This window comes from Curtobacterium luteum, assembly GCF_001475545.1.
GTDB lineage: Bacteria > Actinomycetota > Actinomycetes > Actinomycetales > Microbacteriaceae > Curtobacterium > Curtobacterium luteum_A.
Genome location: NZ_LDQC01000023.1, coordinates 48,946 through 68,374 on the forward strand (window position 1 = coordinate 48,946; position 19,429 = coordinate 68,374).

At 69.1% G+C, this 19,429-nt stretch carries 16 protein-coding genes; 15 read left to right on the forward strand and 1 reads right to left on the reverse strand.

The features are described from left to right. The first annotated feature begins 12 nt into the window (after positions 1–12). A complete protein-coding gene (gene rpoC, locus NS184_RS04155) occupies positions 13–3,894 on the forward strand; it encodes a DNA-directed RNA polymerase subunit beta' (RefSeq protein WP_058724873.1) in 3,882 nt (1,293 codons plus the stop codon). 148 nt (positions 3,895–4,042) lie between these two features. Here rpoC and NS184_RS04160 read toward each other — a convergent pair whose 3' ends face one another. After that, positions 4,043–4,408, reverse strand: a complete 366-nt coding sequence (locus NS184_RS04160) for a VOC family protein (protein WP_022904460.1) — start codon at positions 4,406–4,408, stop codon at positions 4,043–4,045. Between the two features lie 66 nt (positions 4,409–4,474). On the opposite strand from NS184_RS04160, the gene NS184_RS04165 reads away from it, so the two are divergent. From NS184_RS04165 to NS184_RS18950, 14 genes are all read left to right on the forward strand, one after another. Then, positions 4,475–5,497 carry a GNAT family N-acetyltransferase gene (locus NS184_RS04165; protein ID WP_058724874.1) on the forward strand — a complete coding sequence of 341 codons (1,023 nt, stop codon included), beginning with the start codon at positions 4,475–4,477 and terminating at the stop codon, positions 5,495–5,497. Positions 5,498–5,678: 181 nt separating this feature from the next. Then, entirely contained in the window at positions 5,679–7,349 is a 1,671-nt protein-coding gene (locus tag NS184_RS04170; protein WP_058724875.1) for a GspE/PulE family protein, read from the forward strand. Between the two features lie 16 nt (positions 7,350–7,365). Next, the gene (locus NS184_RS18850) at positions 7,366–9,114 is read left to right on the forward strand and encodes a type IV pilus twitching motility protein PilT (protein WP_083513440.1); all 1,749 of its coding nucleotides are present in this window, start codon (positions 7,366–7,368) and stop codon (positions 9,112–9,114) included. After that, positions 9,114–10,346: a type II secretion system F family protein gene (locus NS184_RS04180; protein WP_083513441.1), complete on the forward strand. Its 1,233-nt coding sequence runs from the start codon at positions 9,114–9,116 to the stop codon at positions 10,344–10,346. Before NS184_RS18850 ends, NS184_RS04180 begins: the two co-directional genes overlap by 1 nt. Positions 10,347–10,531: 185 nt before the next feature. Beyond that, positions 10,532–10,996, forward strand: a complete 465-nt coding sequence (locus tag NS184_RS18855) for a type II secretion system protein (RefSeq protein ID WP_058724876.1) — start codon at positions 10,532–10,534, stop codon at positions 10,994–10,996. A 68-nt stretch (positions 10,997–11,064) separates the two neighbouring features. Continuing rightward, positions 11,065–12,411, forward strand: coding sequence for a carboxypeptidase-like regulatory domain-containing protein (locus NS184_RS04190; RefSeq protein WP_058724877.1), 1,347 nt, complete (start codon positions 11,065–11,067; stop codon positions 12,409–12,411). Next, positions 12,411–13,064 carry a PulJ/GspJ family protein gene (locus tag NS184_RS04195; protein ID WP_058724878.1) on the forward strand — a complete coding sequence of 218 codons (654 nt, stop codon included), beginning with the start codon at positions 12,411–12,413 and terminating at the stop codon, positions 13,062–13,064. The genes NS184_RS04190 and NS184_RS04195 overlap by 1 nt, the downstream gene beginning before the upstream one ends. Next, positions 13,061–14,926, forward strand: a complete 1,866-nt coding sequence (locus NS184_RS04200) for a hypothetical protein (RefSeq protein ID WP_152998046.1) — start codon at positions 13,061–13,063, stop codon at positions 14,924–14,926. The genes NS184_RS04195 and NS184_RS04200 overlap by 4 nt, the downstream gene beginning before the upstream one ends. Continuing rightward, entirely contained in the window at positions 14,923–15,792 is an 870-nt protein-coding gene (locus NS184_RS04205) for a prepilin peptidase (protein ID WP_058724880.1), read from the forward strand. The genes NS184_RS04200 and NS184_RS04205 overlap by 4 nt, the downstream gene beginning before the upstream one ends. Positions 15,793–15,859: 67 nt before the next feature. Beyond that, on the forward strand, positions 15,860–16,912 hold the full coding sequence (gene pilM / locus NS184_RS04210) for a type IV pilus assembly protein PilM (protein WP_058724881.1): 1,053 nt from the start codon (positions 15,860–15,862) through the stop codon (positions 16,910–16,912). Continuing rightward, positions 16,909–17,676, forward strand: a complete 768-nt coding sequence (locus tag NS184_RS04215; protein WP_058724882.1) for a hypothetical protein — start codon at positions 16,909–16,911, stop codon at positions 17,674–17,676. Before pilM ends, NS184_RS04215 begins: the two co-directional genes overlap by 4 nt. Before the next feature lies 1 nt (position 17,677). Beyond that, positions 17,678–18,418: a hypothetical protein gene (locus tag NS184_RS04220; RefSeq protein WP_058724883.1), complete on the forward strand. Its 741-nt coding sequence runs from the start codon at positions 17,678–17,680 to the stop codon at positions 18,416–18,418. Between the two features lie 186 nt (positions 18,419–18,604). After that, positions 18,605–19,180, forward strand: a complete 576-nt coding sequence (locus NS184_RS04225; protein ID WP_058724884.1) for a CBU_0592 family membrane protein — start codon at positions 18,605–18,607, stop codon at positions 19,178–19,180. Between the two features lie 103 nt (positions 19,181–19,283). Next, positions 19,284–19,429, forward strand: a 146-nt coding sequence (locus NS184_RS18950) for a DUF6121 family protein (protein WP_430733535.1), incomplete at its 3' end; no start/stop codon positions are given.

Here is a 19,429-nt window from a genome sequence, read left to right on the forward strand (position 1 = left end):
GAGAGAAGAACATTGCTCGAAGCAACTTCATTTGACGCACTGCGGATCGGTCTCGCCACGGCCGAGGACATCCGCCAGTGGTCGTACGGCGAGGTCAAGAAGCCGGAGACCATCAACTACCGCACCCTCAAGCCCGAGAAGGACGGTCTGTTCGGCGAGCAGATCTTCGGTCCGTCCCGCGACTGGGAGTGCGCCTGCGGCAAGTACAAGCGCGTCCGGTTCAAGGGCATCGTCTGCGAGCGCTGCGGCGTCGAGGTCACCAAGTCCTCGGTCCGCCGTGAGCGCATGGGCCACATCGAGCTCGCCGCGCCCGTCACGCACATCTGGTACTTCAAGGGCGTCCCGTCGCGCCTCGGGTACCTCCTCGACATGGCGCCGAAGGACCTCGAGAAGGTCATCTACTTCGCGGCGTACATGATCATCGACATCGATGAAGAGGGCCGTCACGCCGACCTCCCTGGTCTCGAGAACGAGATGCGTCTCGAGATCAAGACCCTCGAGGGCCAGCGCGACTCGATCATCGCCGACCGCCTCAAGAAGCTCGAGGACGACCTCGCAGCGCTCGAGGAGGAGGGCGCCAAGGCCGACGTCAAGCGCCGCACCAAGGACACCGCCGAGAAGGAGATGTCCCAGGTCCGCAAGTCGTTCGACGAGGACATCACCCGCCTCGAGCGCGTGTGGGAGGACTTCCGCAACCTCAAGGTGGGCGACCTCAAGCCCGAGGACGCCGTCTTCCACGAGCTGCAGGACCGCTTCGGCATCTACTTCGACGCCTACATGGGCGCCGAGGCGATCAAGCTCCGTCTCGAGGCCTTCGACCTGGCCGCCGAGGCCGAGTCGCTGCGCCTGCAGATCGCCGAGGGCAAGGGCCAGAAGAAGATCCGCGCGATCAAGCGTCTGCGCGTGGTCTCCTCCTTCCTCGCCACCGGCAACTCGCCGGCCGCGATGGTGCTCGACGTCGTCCCGGTCATCCCGCCGGAGCTCCGCCCGATGGTGCAGCTCGACGGTGGCCGCTTCGCCACGTCGGACCTCAACGACCTCTACCGTCGTGTGATCAACCGCAACAACCGTCTCCGCCGCCTGCTCGACCTCGGTGCCCCCGAGATCATCGTGAACAACGAGAAGCGCATGCTGCAGGAAGCGGTCGACGCGCTGTTCGACAACGGTCGTCGTGGTCGTCCGGTCACGGGTACCGGCAACCGCGCCCTCAAGTCCCTGAGCGACATGCTCAAGGGCAAGCAGGGTCGCTTCCGTCAGAACCTGCTCGGCAAGCGCGTCGACTACTCGGGCCGTTCGGTCATCATCGTCGGCCCGCAGCTCAAGCTCCACCAGTGCGGTCTGCCGAAGCAGATGGCGCTCGAGCTGTTCAAGCCGTTCGTCATCAAGCGCCTCATCGACCTGTCGCACGCGCAGAACATCAAGTCGGCCAAGCGCATGGTCGAGCGTTCGCGTCCGCAGGTGTGGGACGTGCTCGAGGAGATCATCCGCGAGCGCCCCGTGCTGCTGAACCGTGCGCCGACGCTGCACCGTCTCGGCATCCAGGCGTTCGAGCCGCAGCTCGTCGAGGGCAAGGCCATCCAGCTCCACCCGCTCGTGTGTGCTGCGTTCAACGCGGACTTCGACGGTGACCAGATGGCCGTGCACCTGCCGCTCTCGGTGGAGGCCCAGGCCGAGGCCCGCATCCTCATGCTCGCCTCGAACAACATCCTCAAGCCGTCCGACGGCCGCCCGGTGACCCTGCCCGCACAGGACATGATCATCGGTCTGCACCACCTCACGACCGTCCGCGAGGGCGCCGTGGGTGAGGGCCGCGCGTTCTCCTCCGTCGCCGAGGCGATCCTCGCGAAGGACCAGGGCACGCTGCACCTCAACGCGCTCGTCAAGATCCGCATGTCCGACGTGTACTTCGCCGAGGGCGAGGCGCCGGAGGGCTACGTGCAGGGCGAGCCGGTGCTGCTCGAGACGACCCTCGGCCGTGCGCTCTTCAACGAGACCCTCCCGGCGAACTACCCGTTCGTCCAGAAGGTCACGGACAAGGGCGTGCTGTCCGCGATCGTCAACGACCTCGCGGAGCGCTACTCCAAGACCGAGACGGCCGCCGCGCTCGACCGGATCAAGGACGCCGGCTTCTACTGGGGCACCCGCTCCGGTGTGACCGTCGCGCTCTCGGACGTCGTGACGCCTCCTCGCAAGAAGGAGATCATCGCGGGCTACGAGGTCCAGGCCGCCAAGGTCCAGGGCGAGTTCGACAAGGGTCTGATCACCGACGCGGAGCGCCGCGCCGACCTGATCAAGATCTGGACCGAGGCCACGAACGAGATCGCGCAGGAGATGCGCGACAACTTCCCGGTCGACAACACCATCAACCGCATGGTCTCGTCGGGTGCTCGTGGTAACTGGCTGCAGGTGCGCAACATCGCCGGTATGCGTGGTCTGGTGAACAACCCGAAGGGTGAGATCATCGCCCGCCCGATCATCAACTCGTACCGCGAGGGCCTGACCGTGGCGGAGTACTTCATCGCCACGCACGGTGCCCGCAAGGGTCTGGCGGACACGGCTCTCCGTACCGCCGACTCGGGCTACCTGACCCGTCGTCTGGTGGACGTCTCGCAGGACGTCATCATCCGTGAGGACGACTGCGGCACGACCCGCGGCCTCGAGCTGCCGATCGCGACGAAGGGTGCCGACGGCGCCCTGGTCCGCGACCCGCGCGTCGAGAACACCGTGTACTCGCGCACCCTGGCCACCCCGGCCGTGGACGCGCAGGGCACGGTCGTCGCCGAGGCCGGTGAGGACGTTGGTGACGTGCTGATCGACAAGCTCATCGCGGCCGGTGTCGAGAGCATCAAGGTGCGCTCGGTCCTGACCTGCGAGTCGGCCATCGGTGTCTGCGCGAAGTGCTACGGCCGTTCGCTCGCCACGGGCAACCTCGTCGACATCGGCGAGGCGGTCGGCATCATCGCCGCCCAGTCCATCGGTGAGCCCGGTACCCAGCTGACGATGCGTACCTTCCACACAGGTGGTTCGGCCTCGGCCGACGACATCACGCAGGGTCTGCCCCGCGTGACCGAGCTCTTCGAGGCCCGCACCCCGAAGGGCGCGTCCCCGATCGCCGAGGCCCCCGGCCGCGTCGTCATCGAGGACACGGACAAGGGTCGTCGGATCATCCTCACGCCGGACAACGGCGACGAGCCGTTCATCTACCCGGTGCTCAAGCGTGCGACCCTCCTCGTCGAGGACAACCAGCACGTCGAGCTCGGCGAGCAGTTCATCGCCGGCACGGTGGACCCCAAGGAGGTCCTCCGGGTCAAGGGTGTGCGCGAGGTCCAGAAGCACCTCGTCAACGGTGTGCAGGACGTGTACGGCTCCCAGGGTGTGCCGATCCACGACAAGCACATCGAGGTCATCGTGCGCCAGATGCTCCGCAAGGTCACCGTCGTCGACCACGGCGACACCGATCTGCTCCCGGGCGAGCTCGTCGACCGTTCGCGGTACAACGAGCTCAACCGTGCGGCGCTGCAGGAGGGTCGCAAGACCGCTTCCGCTCGCCAGGAGGTCATGGGCATCACCAAGGCGTCCCTCGCGACCGAGTCGTGGCTGTCCGCCGCGTCCTTCCAGGAGACCACCCGCGTCCTCACGCAGGCGGCCATGGAGGGCAAGCAGGACCACCTCGTCGGCCTCAAGGAGAACGTCATCATCGGTAAGCTCATCCCCGCCGGGACGGGCCTCAGCCGGTACCGCGACGTGGACGTGAACGCGACCGAGGAAGCGAAGGCCGAGCGGTACCCCAACCGCATCTTCGCGGACGACTCGTCGTTCTCGGACGCCGACCTGAGCTTCGTCGACTTCGACAGCTTCTCGTCGGACGACTTCACCCCGGGTACCTACAACTGAGTCTGAAGTGACCCACGGAGGGCCCCGCATCCGTCAGGATGCGGGGCCCTTCCGCGTTGCGGCTCGCCTCCGCGACCAGGGGGCGGCCTGGAGGCGCGGTGCGGGCCCGCCACGGGCCTCCCGTCCGCGTGGCCCGTCCGCTCGACCTTCAGGCGGTGCGGCCCTTCTCGTCGACGAGTGAGTACAGGCTGAGGACGTTGCCGTCCGGGTCGCGGACGTCGAACCAGTTCGTGGCGCCGTCGATGCACTCGACCGGGCCGATGTCGATGCCGAGGGCGCCGATGCGGCTGTGCTGCGCGGTGACGTCGTCCACGCCGAAGCGGACGGTGACCGGGTTCTCCTCGGCGTGCTCGTCCTCGTAGAGCTGGATCCAGATGCCGCCGACCTCGTACTCGGCGACGCCGTCCTCGGGTTCGAGGTCCGGCTCGGTGCGCTCGAACACTGCGCCGTACCAGAGGCAGGACGCCTCGATGTCGGTGACGGGCAGCCCCACGGTCACGCTCGTGATGTCCATGACTCATCATGGCCCGACGGGGTCGGGTGCGTCGAGGGGTTCCTGGCGTGCTGGCAGGCTGGGGACATGGCGACACTGCACGAACGGATCACGGCACCGGCCCACCTCGAGCCGCCGGTCCCGACCGCGGGGCTGACCTTCCGGCCGGCGACCCCGGACGACACCGCCGGGATCCTCGCCGTGGCGGTCGCCGCTGCGGCGGTGGACGACCCGCGCAGCCGTCCCTCCACAGCGGACGTCGAGCGGACTCTGTCCACGGAGGGGCTCGACGTCGCTCGGGACACCCTCGTGGGCGTCGATGCTGAGGGACATGTGCAGGCGTACGGCATCGTCATCGACATCCCGTCCCGGGTCACCGCGGCCCGGGCGGTGCTCGAAGGCGCGGTCCACCCCGCGTTGCGAGACCGCGGCATCGGTCGGAAGCTCCTCGCGTGGCAGGTCGGTCGGGCACGGCAGCGACTGGCGCAGCTCGACGTCGACCTCCCGGCGACCCTCGACGTCGGCGGACCGGAGGGCTCCTCGGTCCTGCGGCTGGCGGCACGCTCCGGGTTCGAGCCCGTGCGGACCTGGCTCGACATGGAGCTGGTGTTCGACGACGGTCCCGGCGAGGCCGCCCCGGTGCCGCCCGAGGGGCTCGTGGTCCGACCCGCGACCGAAGACGACATCGAGCCGCTGCGTGCGGCCAAGAACGACGCCTTCCGCGACCACTGGGGCTCCCAGCCGATGGTCGCGTCGGACTGGCGCGGCTTCCTCACCTCGGCCAAGAGCCGGCTCGACCTGTCCCGCGCGGTCGTCGACGATACCGGCGCCGTGCTCGCCTTCGCGATCGTCGAGGTGGAGCCGTCGGCGTTCGAGGCCCGCGGCCACGCCTTCGGGTACGTGCACTGGGTCGGCGTCGTCCGTGCTGCGCGGGGCCGGGGCCTGGCGCCGCTCGTGCTGGGCGCCGCCCTCGACGCGATCCGGACCGACGGGCTCGCGGCCGCGGTGCTCGACGTCGACGCGGAGAACCCCAGCGGTGCCGGCCGCATCTACGAGCGCCTCGGCTTCGTCGCGGGTGCCGTGCACGTCACGGCGTCCGTGTCCCTCTGACGCGGGCCGTCCGGGCGGCACGCACGGGTCGACACCCTCGCACTGGGGACACCCGATGCCCGTCCGCCCCCTCCTTCTGGGACTGCGGCGGCCCTCCTGCGCGACCGTAGCGTGGTCGAGCGTCGTTCCCCGCACGGCGCCACTCCCGATCCGCGCGCGAACCGAAGGAGGCTCGGAGCCAATGGCCACGCTGTCCGAGATCCTCATCCTCAACGGCGCCCTGCCGATCGAGCACCTCGACTCGATGACCGGCGACGAAGACGTCGACGACCGGTCCATCCGAGCGCTCGTCGACCAGGGCATCGTGAGCGAAGCACAGTACATCACCGCTCGTGCCGCCTCGAGCAACTCCCGCACGGTGCCGCTGACCGACTACCCGGTCGACGGCACGGCGGTGTCGATGCTCCCCGCGGCGCTCTGCCGGCGTCACGGCGTGCTCGGCATCGGGTTCGAGGGCGACGTGCTCGTCCTCGCGATGGTGAACCCGACGAACGTCCTCGCGATCGACGACGCCCGCACCGCGTCCGGCCGGAGCGTCAAGCCGTTGCAGGTCGAGGAGCGCGACCTCGCCGCGGCGCTCGACCGGTACCTGCGCGCCGACGACGAACTCAACGACCTCACGTCGTCCCTCGAGGAAGAAGCCTCGCAGCAGGCGCAGCAGCAGGCCGACCTGACCGACGGCTCGCTCGACGACGTGCCGATCGTCCGGTTCGTGAACCTGCTCGTGTCGCAGGCGATCCAGGACCACGCGTCCGACATCCACATCGAGCCCGGTGAGCACGAGGTCCGCGTCCGCTACCGCATCGACGGCGTCCTGCACGAGATGGCCCCGGCGCCGAAGAACATCCAGAACGGCGTCGTCAGCCGTCTCAAGATCATGAGCGACATCGACATCGCCGAGCGTCGGAAGCCGCAGGACGGCCGCATGTCGGTCCGGCACGGTGGACGGCAGATCGACCTCCGCGTCGCGACGCTGCCGACCGTGTGGGGCGAGAAGGTCGTCATGCGGATCCTCGACAACACGAACACGTCGATGTCCCTCAAGGACCTCAACCTCCTCGAGCACAACTTCCGGGCGTACCAGCGCTCCTACTCGAAGCCCTACGGCATGATCCTCGTCACCGGACCCACCGGCTCCGGCAAGTCGACCACGCTGTACACGACGCTCAACGCGGTCGCGAAGCCCGAGATCAACGTCATCACCGTCGAGGACCCGGTCGAGTACCGCATGGCCGGCATCAACCAGGTGCAGGTCAACCCCAAGGCCGGGCTGACGTTCGCGTCCGCGCTCCGGTCGATCCTCCGCTCCGACCCGGACGTCGTCCTGCTCGGCGAGATCCGCGACCACGAGACCGCGCAGATCGCCATCGAGGCCTCCCTCACCGGCCACCTGGTGCTCTCCACGCTGCACACCAACGACGCCCCCTCCGCGGTGACCCGGCTCACCGAGATGGACATCGAGCCGTTCCTCGTCGGGTCCGCGCTGGACTCGGTGGTCGCGCAGCGCCTCGCTCGGCGACTCTGCGACCGCTGCAAGGCCCCGGCTGTCTACGAGGCCGAGCAGCTGCACGCCCTCGGGTTCCTGCCCAGTGCGGACGCACCCGTACCCGAGTTCTCCGCCCCGATCGGCTGCTCGGTGTGCTCGAACACCGGCTACCGCGGCCGGATCGCGCTGCACGAGGTCATGACCGTGACCGAGGAGATCGAGCGGCTCGCCGTCGCCCGTGCATCGAGTGCGGAGATCAGCCGCGTCGCCCAGGAGCAGGGCATGCTCACCCTCCGGCAGGACGGGTGGGAGAAGGTCAAGCTCGGCATGACGAGCGTCGACGAGATCCTGCGCGTGGTCGCGTAGGCCCGGGAGCACAACGATGACCGATTCCGTCTACGACATCACGCCCGCGGACGACCCCGTCCACGGCTGGCACCCCGGAGCGCCCGGCAACGAGGTCGGTGGAGGACGCCGAGCAGCGCGCCTGGCAGCTGCTGCGGCGGCCGCCGCGTCCCACCCGACGTCCCCGGACGTCGCGAGTGCCGTCGTGCCGCCGCCCGCCGCGTCCCCCGTCTACGACCTCACCGACGAGGCCGCCTGGGCCGCACCCGTCGCGCCGGCTCCGACACCCACGTGGGACGCGCCCCTCGCTGCCGCCGCCCCGGCGCCGGCCTGGGACGCACCCGTCGCCGCCACCGCTCCTGTTGCCGCCTGGGAAGTGCCCTCCGACGCCGCCCCCGGGGCGACCCCCGCGTGGCCCGCCCCGTCGGGCGACCCCGTCGCCGTGCCGGTCGCACAGCCGCAGGCTGCGCCCGCGACGCCACCCGCAGCCGTGCCGTCGTCGACCGCGTCCTACGGGTACGCCGACGAGGCGACCCGACAGCTTCCGGTCGTGTCCGGCGGGGTCCCCACGGGCCTCCCGGCCGGACCGGCTGCCGACGGGAGCGAGGTGATCAACTTCACGCGTCACGCGCGCGAGGTCGCCGATCCCGACCTCATCACCGCGCTCGCGCAGGTCGTCTACCAGGGCGCGTCCGACCTGCACGTCACCGCCGACGCACCACCGACCGTGCGCGTCGACGGATCGCTGCGACCCGCCGTGCCGGGAGGCCCGTGGTCGCGTGCCAAGGTCATCGCGGCACTCAAGACGATGCTGTCCGTCGAACAGGCAGGACAATTCGACCACGAGCAGGAACTCGACTTCGCCTACTCGCTCTCGCCCGACTTCCGGTTCCGCGTGAACTACTACCAGCAACGTGGCAACTGGGGCGCCGCGTTCCGCATCATCCCGACGAAGATCAAGACGCTCAAGCAGCTCGGCATCCCCGAGCACGTCGGCGAGTTCGCCAAGCTCCCGCGTGGGCTCGTCCTCGTCACCGGGCCCACCGGCTCCGGCAAGTCGACCACCCTCGCCGCCCTCATCGACCTCGTCAACGAGACCCGCGCGGACCACATCGTCACGGTCGAGGACCCGATCGAGTTCATGCACGAGCACAAGAAGGCGATCATCAACCAGCGCGAGGTCGGTGCCGACACGCACTCCTTCGCCGCCGCGCTCAAGCACGTGCTGCGGCAGGACCCCGACGTGATCCTCATCGGCGAGCTCCGCGACCTCGAGACCATCTCCGTCGCGCTCACCGCCGCCGAGACCGGGCACCTCGTCTTCGCGACCCTCCACACCCAGAGCGCACCCGGCACCATCGACCGTGTCATCGACGTGTTCCCGCCGCACCAGCAGGGCCAGATCCGGACCCAGCTCGCGTCGACCCTCGAAGGGGTCGTCTGCCAGACCCTCGTGCCGAAGGCCAACGGCGCCGGCCGCGTCGTCGCCACCGAGATCATGAAGACCACGCCCGCGATCGGCAACCTCATCCGCGAGGGCAAGACCTACCAGATCACCTCGGCCATGCAGGCCGGCCGTGACGCCGGCATGCACACCATGGACCAGGACCTCGCCGAGCTCGTCAACGTCGGCACCGTCACCCGTCGCGCCGCCATGGAGAAGGTCCACGACCACGACGGCTTCGACCGGCTCGTGCAACGTGTCGAGTCGCCGTCCGACTCCTCCGCCGCCGCCATCGCCGCGTCCGAGATCGACTTCGGCGACAAGTACTCGGGAGGCCATTGATGTCGCTCGCCTTCGACTACCGCGGCCGTGACGGCAGCGGCAAGCTCGTGAAGGGGCGGCTCGACGCCGCGTCGGAGGGAGCCGTCGTCCAGCGCCTCCGCGGCATGGGAGTCTCGCCGATCGCCATCACGGAGGCGAAGCCCGGCACCGGTCTGCAGACCGAGATCAAGATCCCCGGGTTCGAGAAGGGCGTCGGGCTGAAGGACCTCGCGATCATGTCGCGGCAGGCCTCCACCATGCTCACGTCCGGGCTCTCCCTGCTCCGGGCGCTGACGATCCTCGCTGACCAGACCGAGAACAAGAAGCTCAAGGACATCCTCGGGAAGGTCCGGGACGACGTCGAACGAGGCGTGTCGTTCTCGGACGCGGTCGCGAAGTACCCGGTGGACTTCCCGCCGATCATGATCAACATGATCCGGGCGGGGGAGACGGGCGGCTTCCTCGACCAGGCCATGGACTCGGTGGCGACGAACTTCGAGAAGGAGCACAAGCTCCGGTCGACGATCAAGTCGGCGATGACGTACCCGGTGGTGGTGCTCGTCATGTCGCTGCTGGCGGTCGCGATCATGCTGATCTTCATCGTCCCGATCTTCCAGGACATGTTCTCGTCACTCGGTGGGAAGCTCCCGCTGCCGACGATGATGCTCGTGTACCTGTCACACGCGATGCGGTACATCGCGATCCCGCTGGCGATCGCCATCCTGGTCTTCTGGTTGTGGTGGCGGGTGAACAAGAACACCGAGCGGGTGCGCTCCGTCGTCGACCCGATGGTGTTGCGACTCCCGGTGTTCGGACCCCTGCAGAAGAAGATCGTCATCGCGCGGTTCTCCCGGAACTTCTCGAACATGATCGGCGCGGGCGTACCGATCCTGCAAGCGCTGCGGATCGTCGGAGAAGTGTCGAACAACGTCGTCGTGAAACGCGCTCTCGACAATGTCGCCGAATCTGTCCGGAAAGGCGAATCGATCGCCGAACCGCTGCAACGCGAGAATGTGTTCCCGGCAATGGTGACGCAGATGGTCGCAGTGGGTGAGGATGCCGGATCGCTGGAGACCATGCTCGAGAAGATCGCGGTGTTCTACGACGCCGAGGTCGAAGCGACCACCGACGCCCTGACTTCCCTCATCGAGCCGCTGCTCATCGCGTTCCTGGGGGTGGTGGTCGGTGGGATGATCATCGCGCTGTACATGCCGATCTTCCAGATCACGAACGTCGTGCAGAACGCTTCTTGACGTTCCACCCCCAGAGCGAGGGTGTTCGGCAATTGCTCCACCCCTCGCTCTGGGGGTGATTCGTACCCGGGTTGGCCCCCGTTCTCGGGATTGGCCCTCGGAAACGCTCCGAATACGCTGATCAGCGGCGGCCGAGCAAGCCCCGAAAACTATTCCCACGCATTCTTTCGAAGAACGGAAACACCATGTACTTCGCTCTCATGGGCAAGCTCGACGCTCGCCGCAAGGGTCTCCTCGCCGACAAGGAGAAGGGCTTCACGCTCATCGAGCTCCTCGTCGTCGTCATCATCATCGGCATCCTCGCCGCGATCGCCATCCCGGTGTACATCGGGGTGCAGAACAACGCGAAGAACTCCGCGGTGAAGTCCGACATCTCGAACGTCAAGACGGCCGTGGTCACCGTCGTCTCGCAGTCCGACACCGGTGCATATCCGGCAACCCTCTCATCGACGGAGCTGACGTCAGGCGACTACAAGGCCGCGGGCAGCACCGTCGGTACCGACACGACCATCACGTACACCGTGAACGCCGACAAGTCCGCGTTCTGCATCCAGGGGAAGAGCACCGCGACGGGCAAGACCTTCGGCGCGACGGACTCGTCGGGTGTCGCTGAGGGCTCCTGCTCCGCGGGTGTCTTCACCAAGAAGTAGGCAACTCAGTCGGGGGAGGCGTGGCTGACCAGCCACGCCTCCCGTTCGTGTCCATGAGGAGGGACGCCATGATCTCGCGCATCGCCGAGCGACTGCGTTCCGCCCGCGAGTCCGACGAGGGGTTCACGATCATCGAGGTGATGGTGGCCATGACGATCTTCGCCCTGATCGCCGCCGGCATCGCCGCCGGCATCACCTCTTCCCTCGTCCTCGCCAAGGACACCCGCGCCCGCGAGGTCGCAGCCTCCGTCGCCATGGAGGACATCGACACCCTGCGCGACACCTCGAGCATCTTCGACGTGAAGTCCGGCACGGCCCAGCGGCAGGTCGGCGGGCGGACCTACGACCTCAAGCGCACCGTGACGTGGACGAAGTCCTCCGGCGCCTCGAACGCCTGCGGCACCGGTGACGGCACACTCTCCTACAAGGCGGTCACGGTCACCGTCAGCTGGACGACCAGCGCCTCCTCGTCCGGCTCGCAGCGCTTCACGATGTCGAGCGCGATCGCGCCCCTCACCAACATCAACTCCGATTCGACCGGCTCGATCCTCGTCGGGGTCACCAACGCGAACGGCGTCGGCGTGGCGGGGATCGTCCCGACCGTGAGTGGCGGCCCGGCGGGTGTCACCTTCCCGGCGACCGACGCCGAGGGGTGCACGTACGTCTCGGGCGTCGCGCCGGGGACGTACACCGTTGCAGTGGCGCGCTCCGGTTACGTGGACTCGACCCAGCAGGTGAGTCCCTCGCAGCAGTCGGTCAAGGTGTCGGCAGGATCGTCCGGGGCCGCCGCGTTCGCGTTCGACCAGGCCGCCACCTACAGCTACCAGTACGCGACCACCCCCGACTCCGGCGCGGTCCTCCCCACGAACCTCCAGCTGTCCGTCACGAACGCCGTGTCCGGCACGAAGGTCTACGACCGATCGCCGACCTCCGTGTCCCTGTTCCCGTTCCCGAGCGGCTACCAGGCCGTCGCGGGCAGCTACGCCGCCGACGACTCCGCCGACGCCGCGTCCACCTGCCTGAGCCCGGAGCCGGGGACCTGGACGATCCCGAACGCGAACGGGAAGAAGGGGACGGCGACGGAGTCCCGCGACAACTCGCAGCAGCCCCGACGGGTCGAGATGGGAGCGGTCACGCTGTCGGGCCTGGACACGTCCAAGTTCGTCACGGCGAAGACCACGACGCCGGGCAACGGGGACCCCGGGTGTGCGAAGGGCATGACGCTCACGTTCCCCAAGCCGACGTCGGGCAAGATGACCATCGCCCTGCCGTGGGGGACGTGGAAGATCTACAGCGGAACCACGTCGGGAGCGATCTCGACCGTGCTGGGGCTGACCAGCACGACCGTCGCCATGGTCACGAACGGCAGGGTCTCCGACGGAGCCGTCACCGTCGACCCGAGGCCGGCGAGCTGATGCGCGCGCTCCTGCACCGGCTGCGCGCCGAGGACCGCGGCATCACGCTCGTCGAACTCATCGTGGCGATGCTCGTCACCTCGCTCATGCTCACGCTCGTCGGCAGCTTCTTCGTGTCGATGACCAAGGCGCAGCAGACCGTCTCGGGTCTGGACGCCAGCACCCGTCAGGGCACGACGTCGGTGACGCAGCTCGGTCGGTACCTCCGCGAGGCGAGCCGCGTGCCGGTCTCCCGGACCGTCACGCAGCCGGCGTTCTCCACCGCGACGGCCGGTGCGCTCGCCTTCACCTCGAGCGTCGACACGACCACCTCCGCGGCAGGGATGACGAAGGTCACCGTCGACGTCGTCGCAGGCAAGCTCCTCATGCAGTTGCAGCGGGGGGACTGCTCGACGGGCTACTGCACCTTCCCGAGCTCGAACCCGGTCCGCAGCGTCGTCCTCGCGGACGTCGTTCGCGGTCGGTCGCTCTTCACCTACTCCAACGCGAACGGCACCGTGTTCACCCCGACCTCGACGACCGTCGACACGATCCGGTCCGTCCGGATCACGCTGACCACCGGCTCGACGGGCAGCGCTGCGGCGAACGACACCACCTTCGCGGCCACCATCAACCTGCGCAACCTCGACTACGGCGCAGCGACGGAGTCATGATGCTCACCCGGATGATCCGTGCCCTCCGCGCCCGCGACGACGAGCGTGGCGTCGCCCTCGCCGCCGTCATCGGCATCGGCGCGGTGCTGCTCGTCGTCCTGTCGCTCGTCGTCGCGACCGCCACCAGCGGCGCTGCCAAGGCGACGAACGACACGAACTACACGAAGGCGATCGCGGCCGCGTACGCCGGGCTCTCCGAGTACCAGGGGCGTCTCGCGGCGGACAACGCGTACGTCAAGTACGGCGTGCGCACGGCGTTCTCCGCCACCAGCACCTACACGGCTGACCCGACCAACAAGGCGTTCGGCGTCGCGAAGGACGGCTCGTGGGCGAGCGTCGTCGGGAGCAGCGACCAGTTCTACCGGTACGAGGTCGACAACTCGGCCTACGCGACGACCGGCAAGGTGCGGTTGCGGGTGACGGGCAAGGCCGGGTCGACCACCCGGACGATCGTGGTCGACCTGCGTGGGGACGGCTTCGTCAACTACCTCTACTTCACGAACTACGAGTCACAGGACCCGTCGCTGACCGGGACCGGGTGCACCTCGAAGCACCGCAACGAGGCCGACTGGACCACGTCGAGTTGCGAGCCGGTCGTGTTCGCGAGCGGTGACACCCTCGACGGGCCCGTGCGCACGAACGACGTCATCACCGCGTGCGGCGCGTGGTTCAAGTCGACCGTGCAGGACACCGGCGCCGCCGGCTTCTTCTACACGAGCAAGAGCACCCAGATCGACTCGACGTGCAAGTCCGCCACCACGTTCGACGGTGGGGACATCAAGACGGTCGGCACCCTGCCGATGCCGAGCACGAACGCGAACATGAAGCAGGAGGCGCGGACGGACGTCCCGGACAAGGTCGCCAAGCCCGGGTGTCTCTACACGGGTCCGACCTCGATCACCTTCCTGTCCGGGGGCAAGATGCGGGTCGTCTCGCCGTGGACGAAGGCCACCCAGGTGCAGGGCGACGCCGGTGGCAACGCGATCGCGGCCGGTCCCGGCAACGACGCGCTCTGCGGATCGACGGCAGCCCTCGGCGGCTCGGGTGCGACGATCCCGGTGCTGCCGGCCAACCTCGTCTACGTGCAGAGCGTGCCGTCGACCGCGACGGACCCGAACTACTGGGGACCGAGTGCGACGCCCACCGGCACGGTGAACGGGACCGTCGCCGCGGGTTCGCGTGTGTTCTGCCAGCAGAACGTGAAGTCGGGCAGCACCGTGAGCTCCGACTACGGCAACGGTCTCGGCTACCCGCTCTCGGGCGAGTTCACCGGAACCCGGGGCGACGCCGGGTTCTACGGCTGCCGAAACGGGGACGCATTCGTCTCGGGCTCGTTCGGCGGCCAGATGACCGTCGCCGCAGAGAACTTCCTCTACGTCACGGGCAGCATCGTCTACCAGAACGGCCGGAACTCGGACGACATGCTCGGCCTGGTCGGGCAGAAGGCGGTGTCGATCTACAACCCCGTCTCGTGCGAGAGCTACGCGAACCTGCAGCGGACCGCGTGCAACACGGGCCGGACCAGCTACTCGACCAACCTCGCCGCCACGAGCAACATCGAGGTCGACGCCGCCATCGCGAGCAACCTCGGCACGTTCAACGTGCAGAACTACCAGTACGGCGCGGGTCTCGGGAAGCTGACCATCTACGGCTCCATCGCCCAGCAGTTCCGCGGCGCCGTCCGCTCGCAGTACTCGACCGGACTGCTGACCGCCTACGCGAAGGCCTACGGCTACGACGCCCGCCTCCGCACCTCGGCACCGCCCAAGTTCCTCCAGCCCGTGTCCACCACCTACGGCGTGACGACCGAGACGGAGTCCGCCACGGCGTTCCGGTCGGACGGCACCCCGACCGGGAAGTGAGCGTGACCACCGTGCTGCCCTTCGTCCTCGCACTCGTCGCGGTCCTCGGCCTCGCCGTGGGCTCGTTCCTCAACGTCGTCGTGCACCGGGTCCCCGCCGGGATGTCGGTGTCGCACCCGGCGAGCGCGTGCCCACGCTGCGACCACCGGATCCGGGGGGTCGACAACATCCCCGTGGTGTCCTGGCTCGTCCTGCGAGGCCGGTGCCGCGACTGCGCAGCCCCCATCTCGATCCGCTACCCGAGCGTGGAAGCCGCCACGTGCCTCCTGGCAGTCCTGGTGACCGCCTTCCTCGCCACAGCTCCGTGGAGTCCCCTGGCGGACGCGGACGCGGCGGCGGACTCGAGGGCGAGGTCGATCGTGCGGGGCGCGCTCATCCTCGTGGCGCTGCTGTACCTGATGGCGATCAGCGTCGCCCTGACCCTCATCGACCTCGACACCCGAACGCTCCCCAACCGGATCGTGCTGCCGGCCGCGGTCGTGCTGCCCGTGCTGCTCGGGATCGCCGCGGCCGTGACCGGCGACTGGGGGGCGATCGTCCGCGGGTTCGTGGGGTTCGTCGGCCTCGGCGCCGTGTACCTGTGCCTGGCGCTCGCGGTCCCCGGCGGAATGGGGTTCGGGGACGTCAAGCTCGCTGCTCCGCTCGGCTTCGTGCTCGCGTACCTCGGATGGGGACCCCTCGCAGTGGGTTCTTTCGGCGCGTTCCTGCTCGGCGGTACCTTCGCGATCGTCCTGGTGCTCGTGCGTCGAGCCGGACGAGGCAGCGGGATCCCGTTCGGGCCCTGGATGCTCGGCGGCGCCTGGATCGGCATCGTCCTCGGCGAACCGCTCTGGCGCGGGTACCTCGGCATCCTCGGGCTCGCCTGAGCTCATGACGAGACGGCGCCACGGCGACCCGGCTCGAAGCCCCAACCCACCCCCGGAAGGACCAGTCATGGCCAAGAGCATCGTCGGCGTCGACATCGGCTCCGCCACCATCCGCGCGGTGGAGGTCCAGGACGCGAGCCGTCCGAAGCCGACCATCGTCCGGTTCGCAGAGGTGCCGGTCCCGGAGGGTGCGACCCGCCAGGGCGAGGTCGTCGAACCGAACACCGTCGCCGGAGCAATCCGGCAACTCTGGTCCATCGGACGGTTCCGCTCGAAGGACGTCGTGCTCGGGATGGGCAACCAGCGGGTGCTCTCGCGGGACCTGACCGTGCCGCGGGCCTCCCTCGCGCAGATCCGGGAATCACTCCCGTTCCAGGTCCAGGACATGCTGCCGGTCCCGGTCGGTGACGCGATCCTCGATTTCTACCCGACGTCCGAGGGGATCGGCGACGGCGGCCCCACCGTGAGCGGTCTGCTCATCGCCGCCGTCAAGGACGCTGTACTCGCGAACGTCCGCGCCGTGCAGGCTGCGGGACTCAACCCGGTCGGTGTCGACCTCATCCCGTTCGCACTCGCCCGCGTGCTCGCACCGGCGGACCAGCGAGGCACGGTCGCGATCGTCGAGTGCGGCGGCAACACCACGACCGTCGTCGTGGTCACGAACGGCGTTCCGAAGTTCGTCCGGATCATCCCCACCGGGGGCGACGACGTCACCCGGCTGCTCGCCGGGCGGCTCGGCATCGAGGAGCCCGCAGCGGAGGCGGTCAAGCGTCACCTCGGCATGGACCTGTCCGCCGCACGCACGAGTGACGACGCCCTCGCCGTCGCCGTCGTGCGGGAGACCGCTGGCGAGCTGATGGCGAGCCTCCGGAACACGATCAGCTACTTCGTCAACACCCATGCGGATGAACCGGTCGACGCCGTCCTGCTCGCCGGTGCCGGAGCTGCGCTCCCAGGCTTCGCCGAGGCGCTCCAGGAATCGACCCGACTCCCGGTGCGCCACGGCGCACCCTTCGCGAGTGTGTCGCTCGCCAAATCCGTGCGCGTCGAGGACCTGCACGCGCACGGGCCGTCCATCGCGGTCGCGTGGAGTCTCGCAGCCGGAGGGAAGGCAGCATGAGCCAGCAGACCAAGGCGGCTCCGGTGCGTGCCGGCCGCGGACGTGGTCACGGCCAGTCGGACACGGCCGTCCACGGGGCCGCTGAGCAGCGATCCGCGCGGAACCGGCGCCAGGTCGGTGACCTGGTGGTCGGCGGACGCCCTCGCGTCGACCTCCTGCCGCCCGAGGTGCTCGCCGCCCGCCGGGCACAGCGGACGGTCCGCCGCGTCTGGGCAGGAGTGGTCCTCGTCGCCGCGGTGGTCGGCATCGGCATCGGTGCAGCCTCGATGGTCGCAGCCGGTGCCCACGACGACCTCACGGGCGCCCAGAGCCAGACCCTGTCCCTGCTGCAGCAGCAGGCCCAGTACAAGGACGTCCGTGCAGCGGAGTCGGGGACGGCGCTCCGCGAGGCTGCCCAGGCGGTCGGAGGCTCGACCGAGATCTCCTGGAAGTCGTACCTCGGCTCCGTCCAGGAGTCGCTCCCGAGCGGTACGCGGATCACCGGCGTCACCGTCGATTCGGCGTCACCGTTCGAGAGCTACGTGCAGTCGGACGCGCCGCTGCAGGGCCGACGCATCGCGACACTGACCATCGCGGCCGAGAGCCCCACGCTGCCGTCCGTACCGCAGTGGCTCGACTCACTCAAGGGCCTCACGGGCTTCGTCGACGCGACCGCGAACTCCGTGACCCTCGACGAGAGCACCGGCGCGTACACGGTGAACATGACGATCCACGTCGACGACGAGGCCTTCGACCGGAAGTACGACCAGGACAAGGGGCAGTGAGATGACCCGCAACCGCCTCAACATGCTGCTCGCCATCGCTTCGATGCTCATCGTGGCGCTCGCCGGCTTCTTCCTGGGCGTCCAGCCGCAGCTCGCTCAGGCCGCCGCTGACCGGGAACAACAGGTCGGGGTCGACGCGACCAACCGCACGACCGCCTCGGAGCTCGCACGGCTCAAGGATCGGGCGAAGAGCCTCCCGAAGCTCGAAGCCGAACTCGCCTCGCTCACTGCCTCGGTGCCCGACAGCGCCTCGATGTCGACGTTCTACGCGTCGGTCAACTCGGTCGCCGCACGGACCGGGGTGAAGGTCTCTGCGATCACGACGGCCGACGCGCAGGCGTACACGCCGCCGACGTCCGCAGGCGGTGCGACCGCTGAACCCGACACGACGGCGTCGCCGCAGGCCACGGCCTCGGCCAGCCCTGATCCGTCGGCGACCGCGAGCGCTTCGGCGGCGCCGCAGGCGTCCGTCGTCACCGACCCCCGGATCACGTCCGCGAACTTCTCGGCGATCCCGGTGACGGTGTCCGTCGACGGCTCCTTCGACCAGGCCCTCGCGTTCGTCGGGGGCATGCAGGACGGGCCGCGGCTCTTCCTGGTGAACGCGGTCTCGTCCACCGCAGCTCAGGCCACCACCGACAGTGGCGGCGGTGGTGGTGCGAGCGACGTGACGACGTGGACGTTCGGCGGGTACGTGTACGTGCTCTCGGACGCGGACACGACCGCTACCGACAAGGGCTGATCACACCGCTCTCGGACCCCGCGGACTGGGGTGTGACGCGCCACGCCGCGCCCTCTTCCGTCGGGGGTCCCCGTCTGCGTACGATGCTCCCGACGCCGCGTTCGTGGCTGCTCATCCCCCTCTCGAACGGCCCCGCTGGTGGGCTGTTCCTCGTCGTGCCCGGAGTCGCGCGTGTTGAACGGAATCGTGGAGTTCCTCGGCTGGTTCGGAGCGGTAACTGTCTTGGCTGGTTACATCCTCTTCTCGACCGGCAAGCTGCCGAACGGCCCGGTCTACCAGCTGCTCAACCTCGTCGGCGGCCTCGCGATCGCCGTCAACGTCGGAGCGCACCACGCGATCCCGTCGCTCATCGTCAACGGCATCTGGGCGATCGTCGCTGTGGTGGTCCTGACGAAGATGCTGCGCACGCGCCGTGCGGAGGAGCGCGGTGAGCCGGTGGAGGCGACGACGGCCCAGGTCCTCGTCGAGCCGCCGACCACGACAGCGGTCCTGCCGGTCGTCGGCCCCGCACTCCGCGACCACGACGACTCCGCCGCGCCGACGACCGGAGCGGGTACCCGGGCCGCGGAGCGCGACGCGGCGCCGGCCGACGCCCCGTCCGAGGCGCCCACGGCCCCAGCACCGATGACCGAGACCGTCCCGGTCATCACCGCGACGATCGCGCTCGCCCTGGTCGCGGCGGCCCAGCGGGACCAGCACGAGCGGGACCAGCGCGAGAACGACCCGCAGGCGCAGGACCACGAGCAGGCCGGACTCGCCTGACCCCGGGTCAGTCCGCCCGGTCGAACGCCGCCCAGCCGAACGCCGCCCGGCCGAACCCCGCGACACCCGTCCGCGCCACCGACCCCGGCGATACGATCACTGCATGTCCCGGTGGCTGGTCGCGACGATGACGTCCGTGCTCTTCATCGCGCTCGTCGTCGCGGTGTCCGGCTTCGAGGCGCTCCTCGCCGACGTCGAACCGATCACCCAGCCCGACGCGACCCCGTACCTCGGCCCCGCGATGGTCGT

Bases quoted from the DNA above. Each gene is read 5' to 3' on its own strand.
- NS184_RS04180 (WP_083513441.1), top strand. From the start codon at position 9,114: ATGTCGCTCGCCTTCGACTACCGCGGCCGTGACGGCAGCGGCAAGCTC.
- NS184_RS18855 (WP_058724876.1), top strand. From the start codon at position 10,532: ATGTACTTCGCTCTCATGGGCAAGCTCGACGCTCGCCGCAAGGGTCTC.
- NS184_RS04200 (WP_152998046.1), top strand. From the start codon at position 13,061: ATGATGCTCACCCGGATGATCCGTGCCCTCCGCGCCCGCGACGACGAG.
- NS184_RS04170 (WP_058724875.1), top strand. From the start codon at position 5,679: ATGGCCACGCTGTCCGAGATCCTCATCCTCAACGGCGCCCTGCCGATC.
- NS184_RS04215 (WP_058724882.1), top strand. From the start codon at position 16,909: ATGAGCCAGCAGACCAAGGCGGCTCCGGTGCGTGCCGGCCGCGGACGT.
- NS184_RS18850 (WP_083513440.1), top strand. From the start codon at position 7,366: ATGACCGATTCCGTCTACGACATCACGCCCGCGGACGACCCCGTCCAC.
- NS184_RS04190 (WP_058724877.1), top strand. From the start codon at position 11,065: ATGATCTCGCGCATCGCCGAGCGACTGCGTTCCGCCCGCGAGTCCGAC.
- NS184_RS04160 (WP_022904460.1), bottom strand. From the start codon at position 4,408: ATGGACATCACGAGCGTGACCGTGGGGCTGCCCGTCACCGACATCGAG.
- NS184_RS04220 (WP_058724883.1), top strand. From the start codon at position 17,678: ATGACCCGCAACCGCCTCAACATGCTGCTCGCCATCGCTTCGATGCTC.
- NS184_RS04195 (WP_058724878.1), top strand. From the start codon at position 12,411: ATGCGCGCGCTCCTGCACCGGCTGCGCGCCGAGGACCGCGGCATCACG.
- pilM (WP_058724881.1), top strand. From the start codon at position 15,860: ATGGCCAAGAGCATCGTCGGCGTCGACATCGGCTCCGCCACCATCCGC.
- NS184_RS04165 (WP_058724874.1), top strand. From the start codon at position 4,475: ATGGCGACACTGCACGAACGGATCACGGCACCGGCCCACCTCGAGCCG.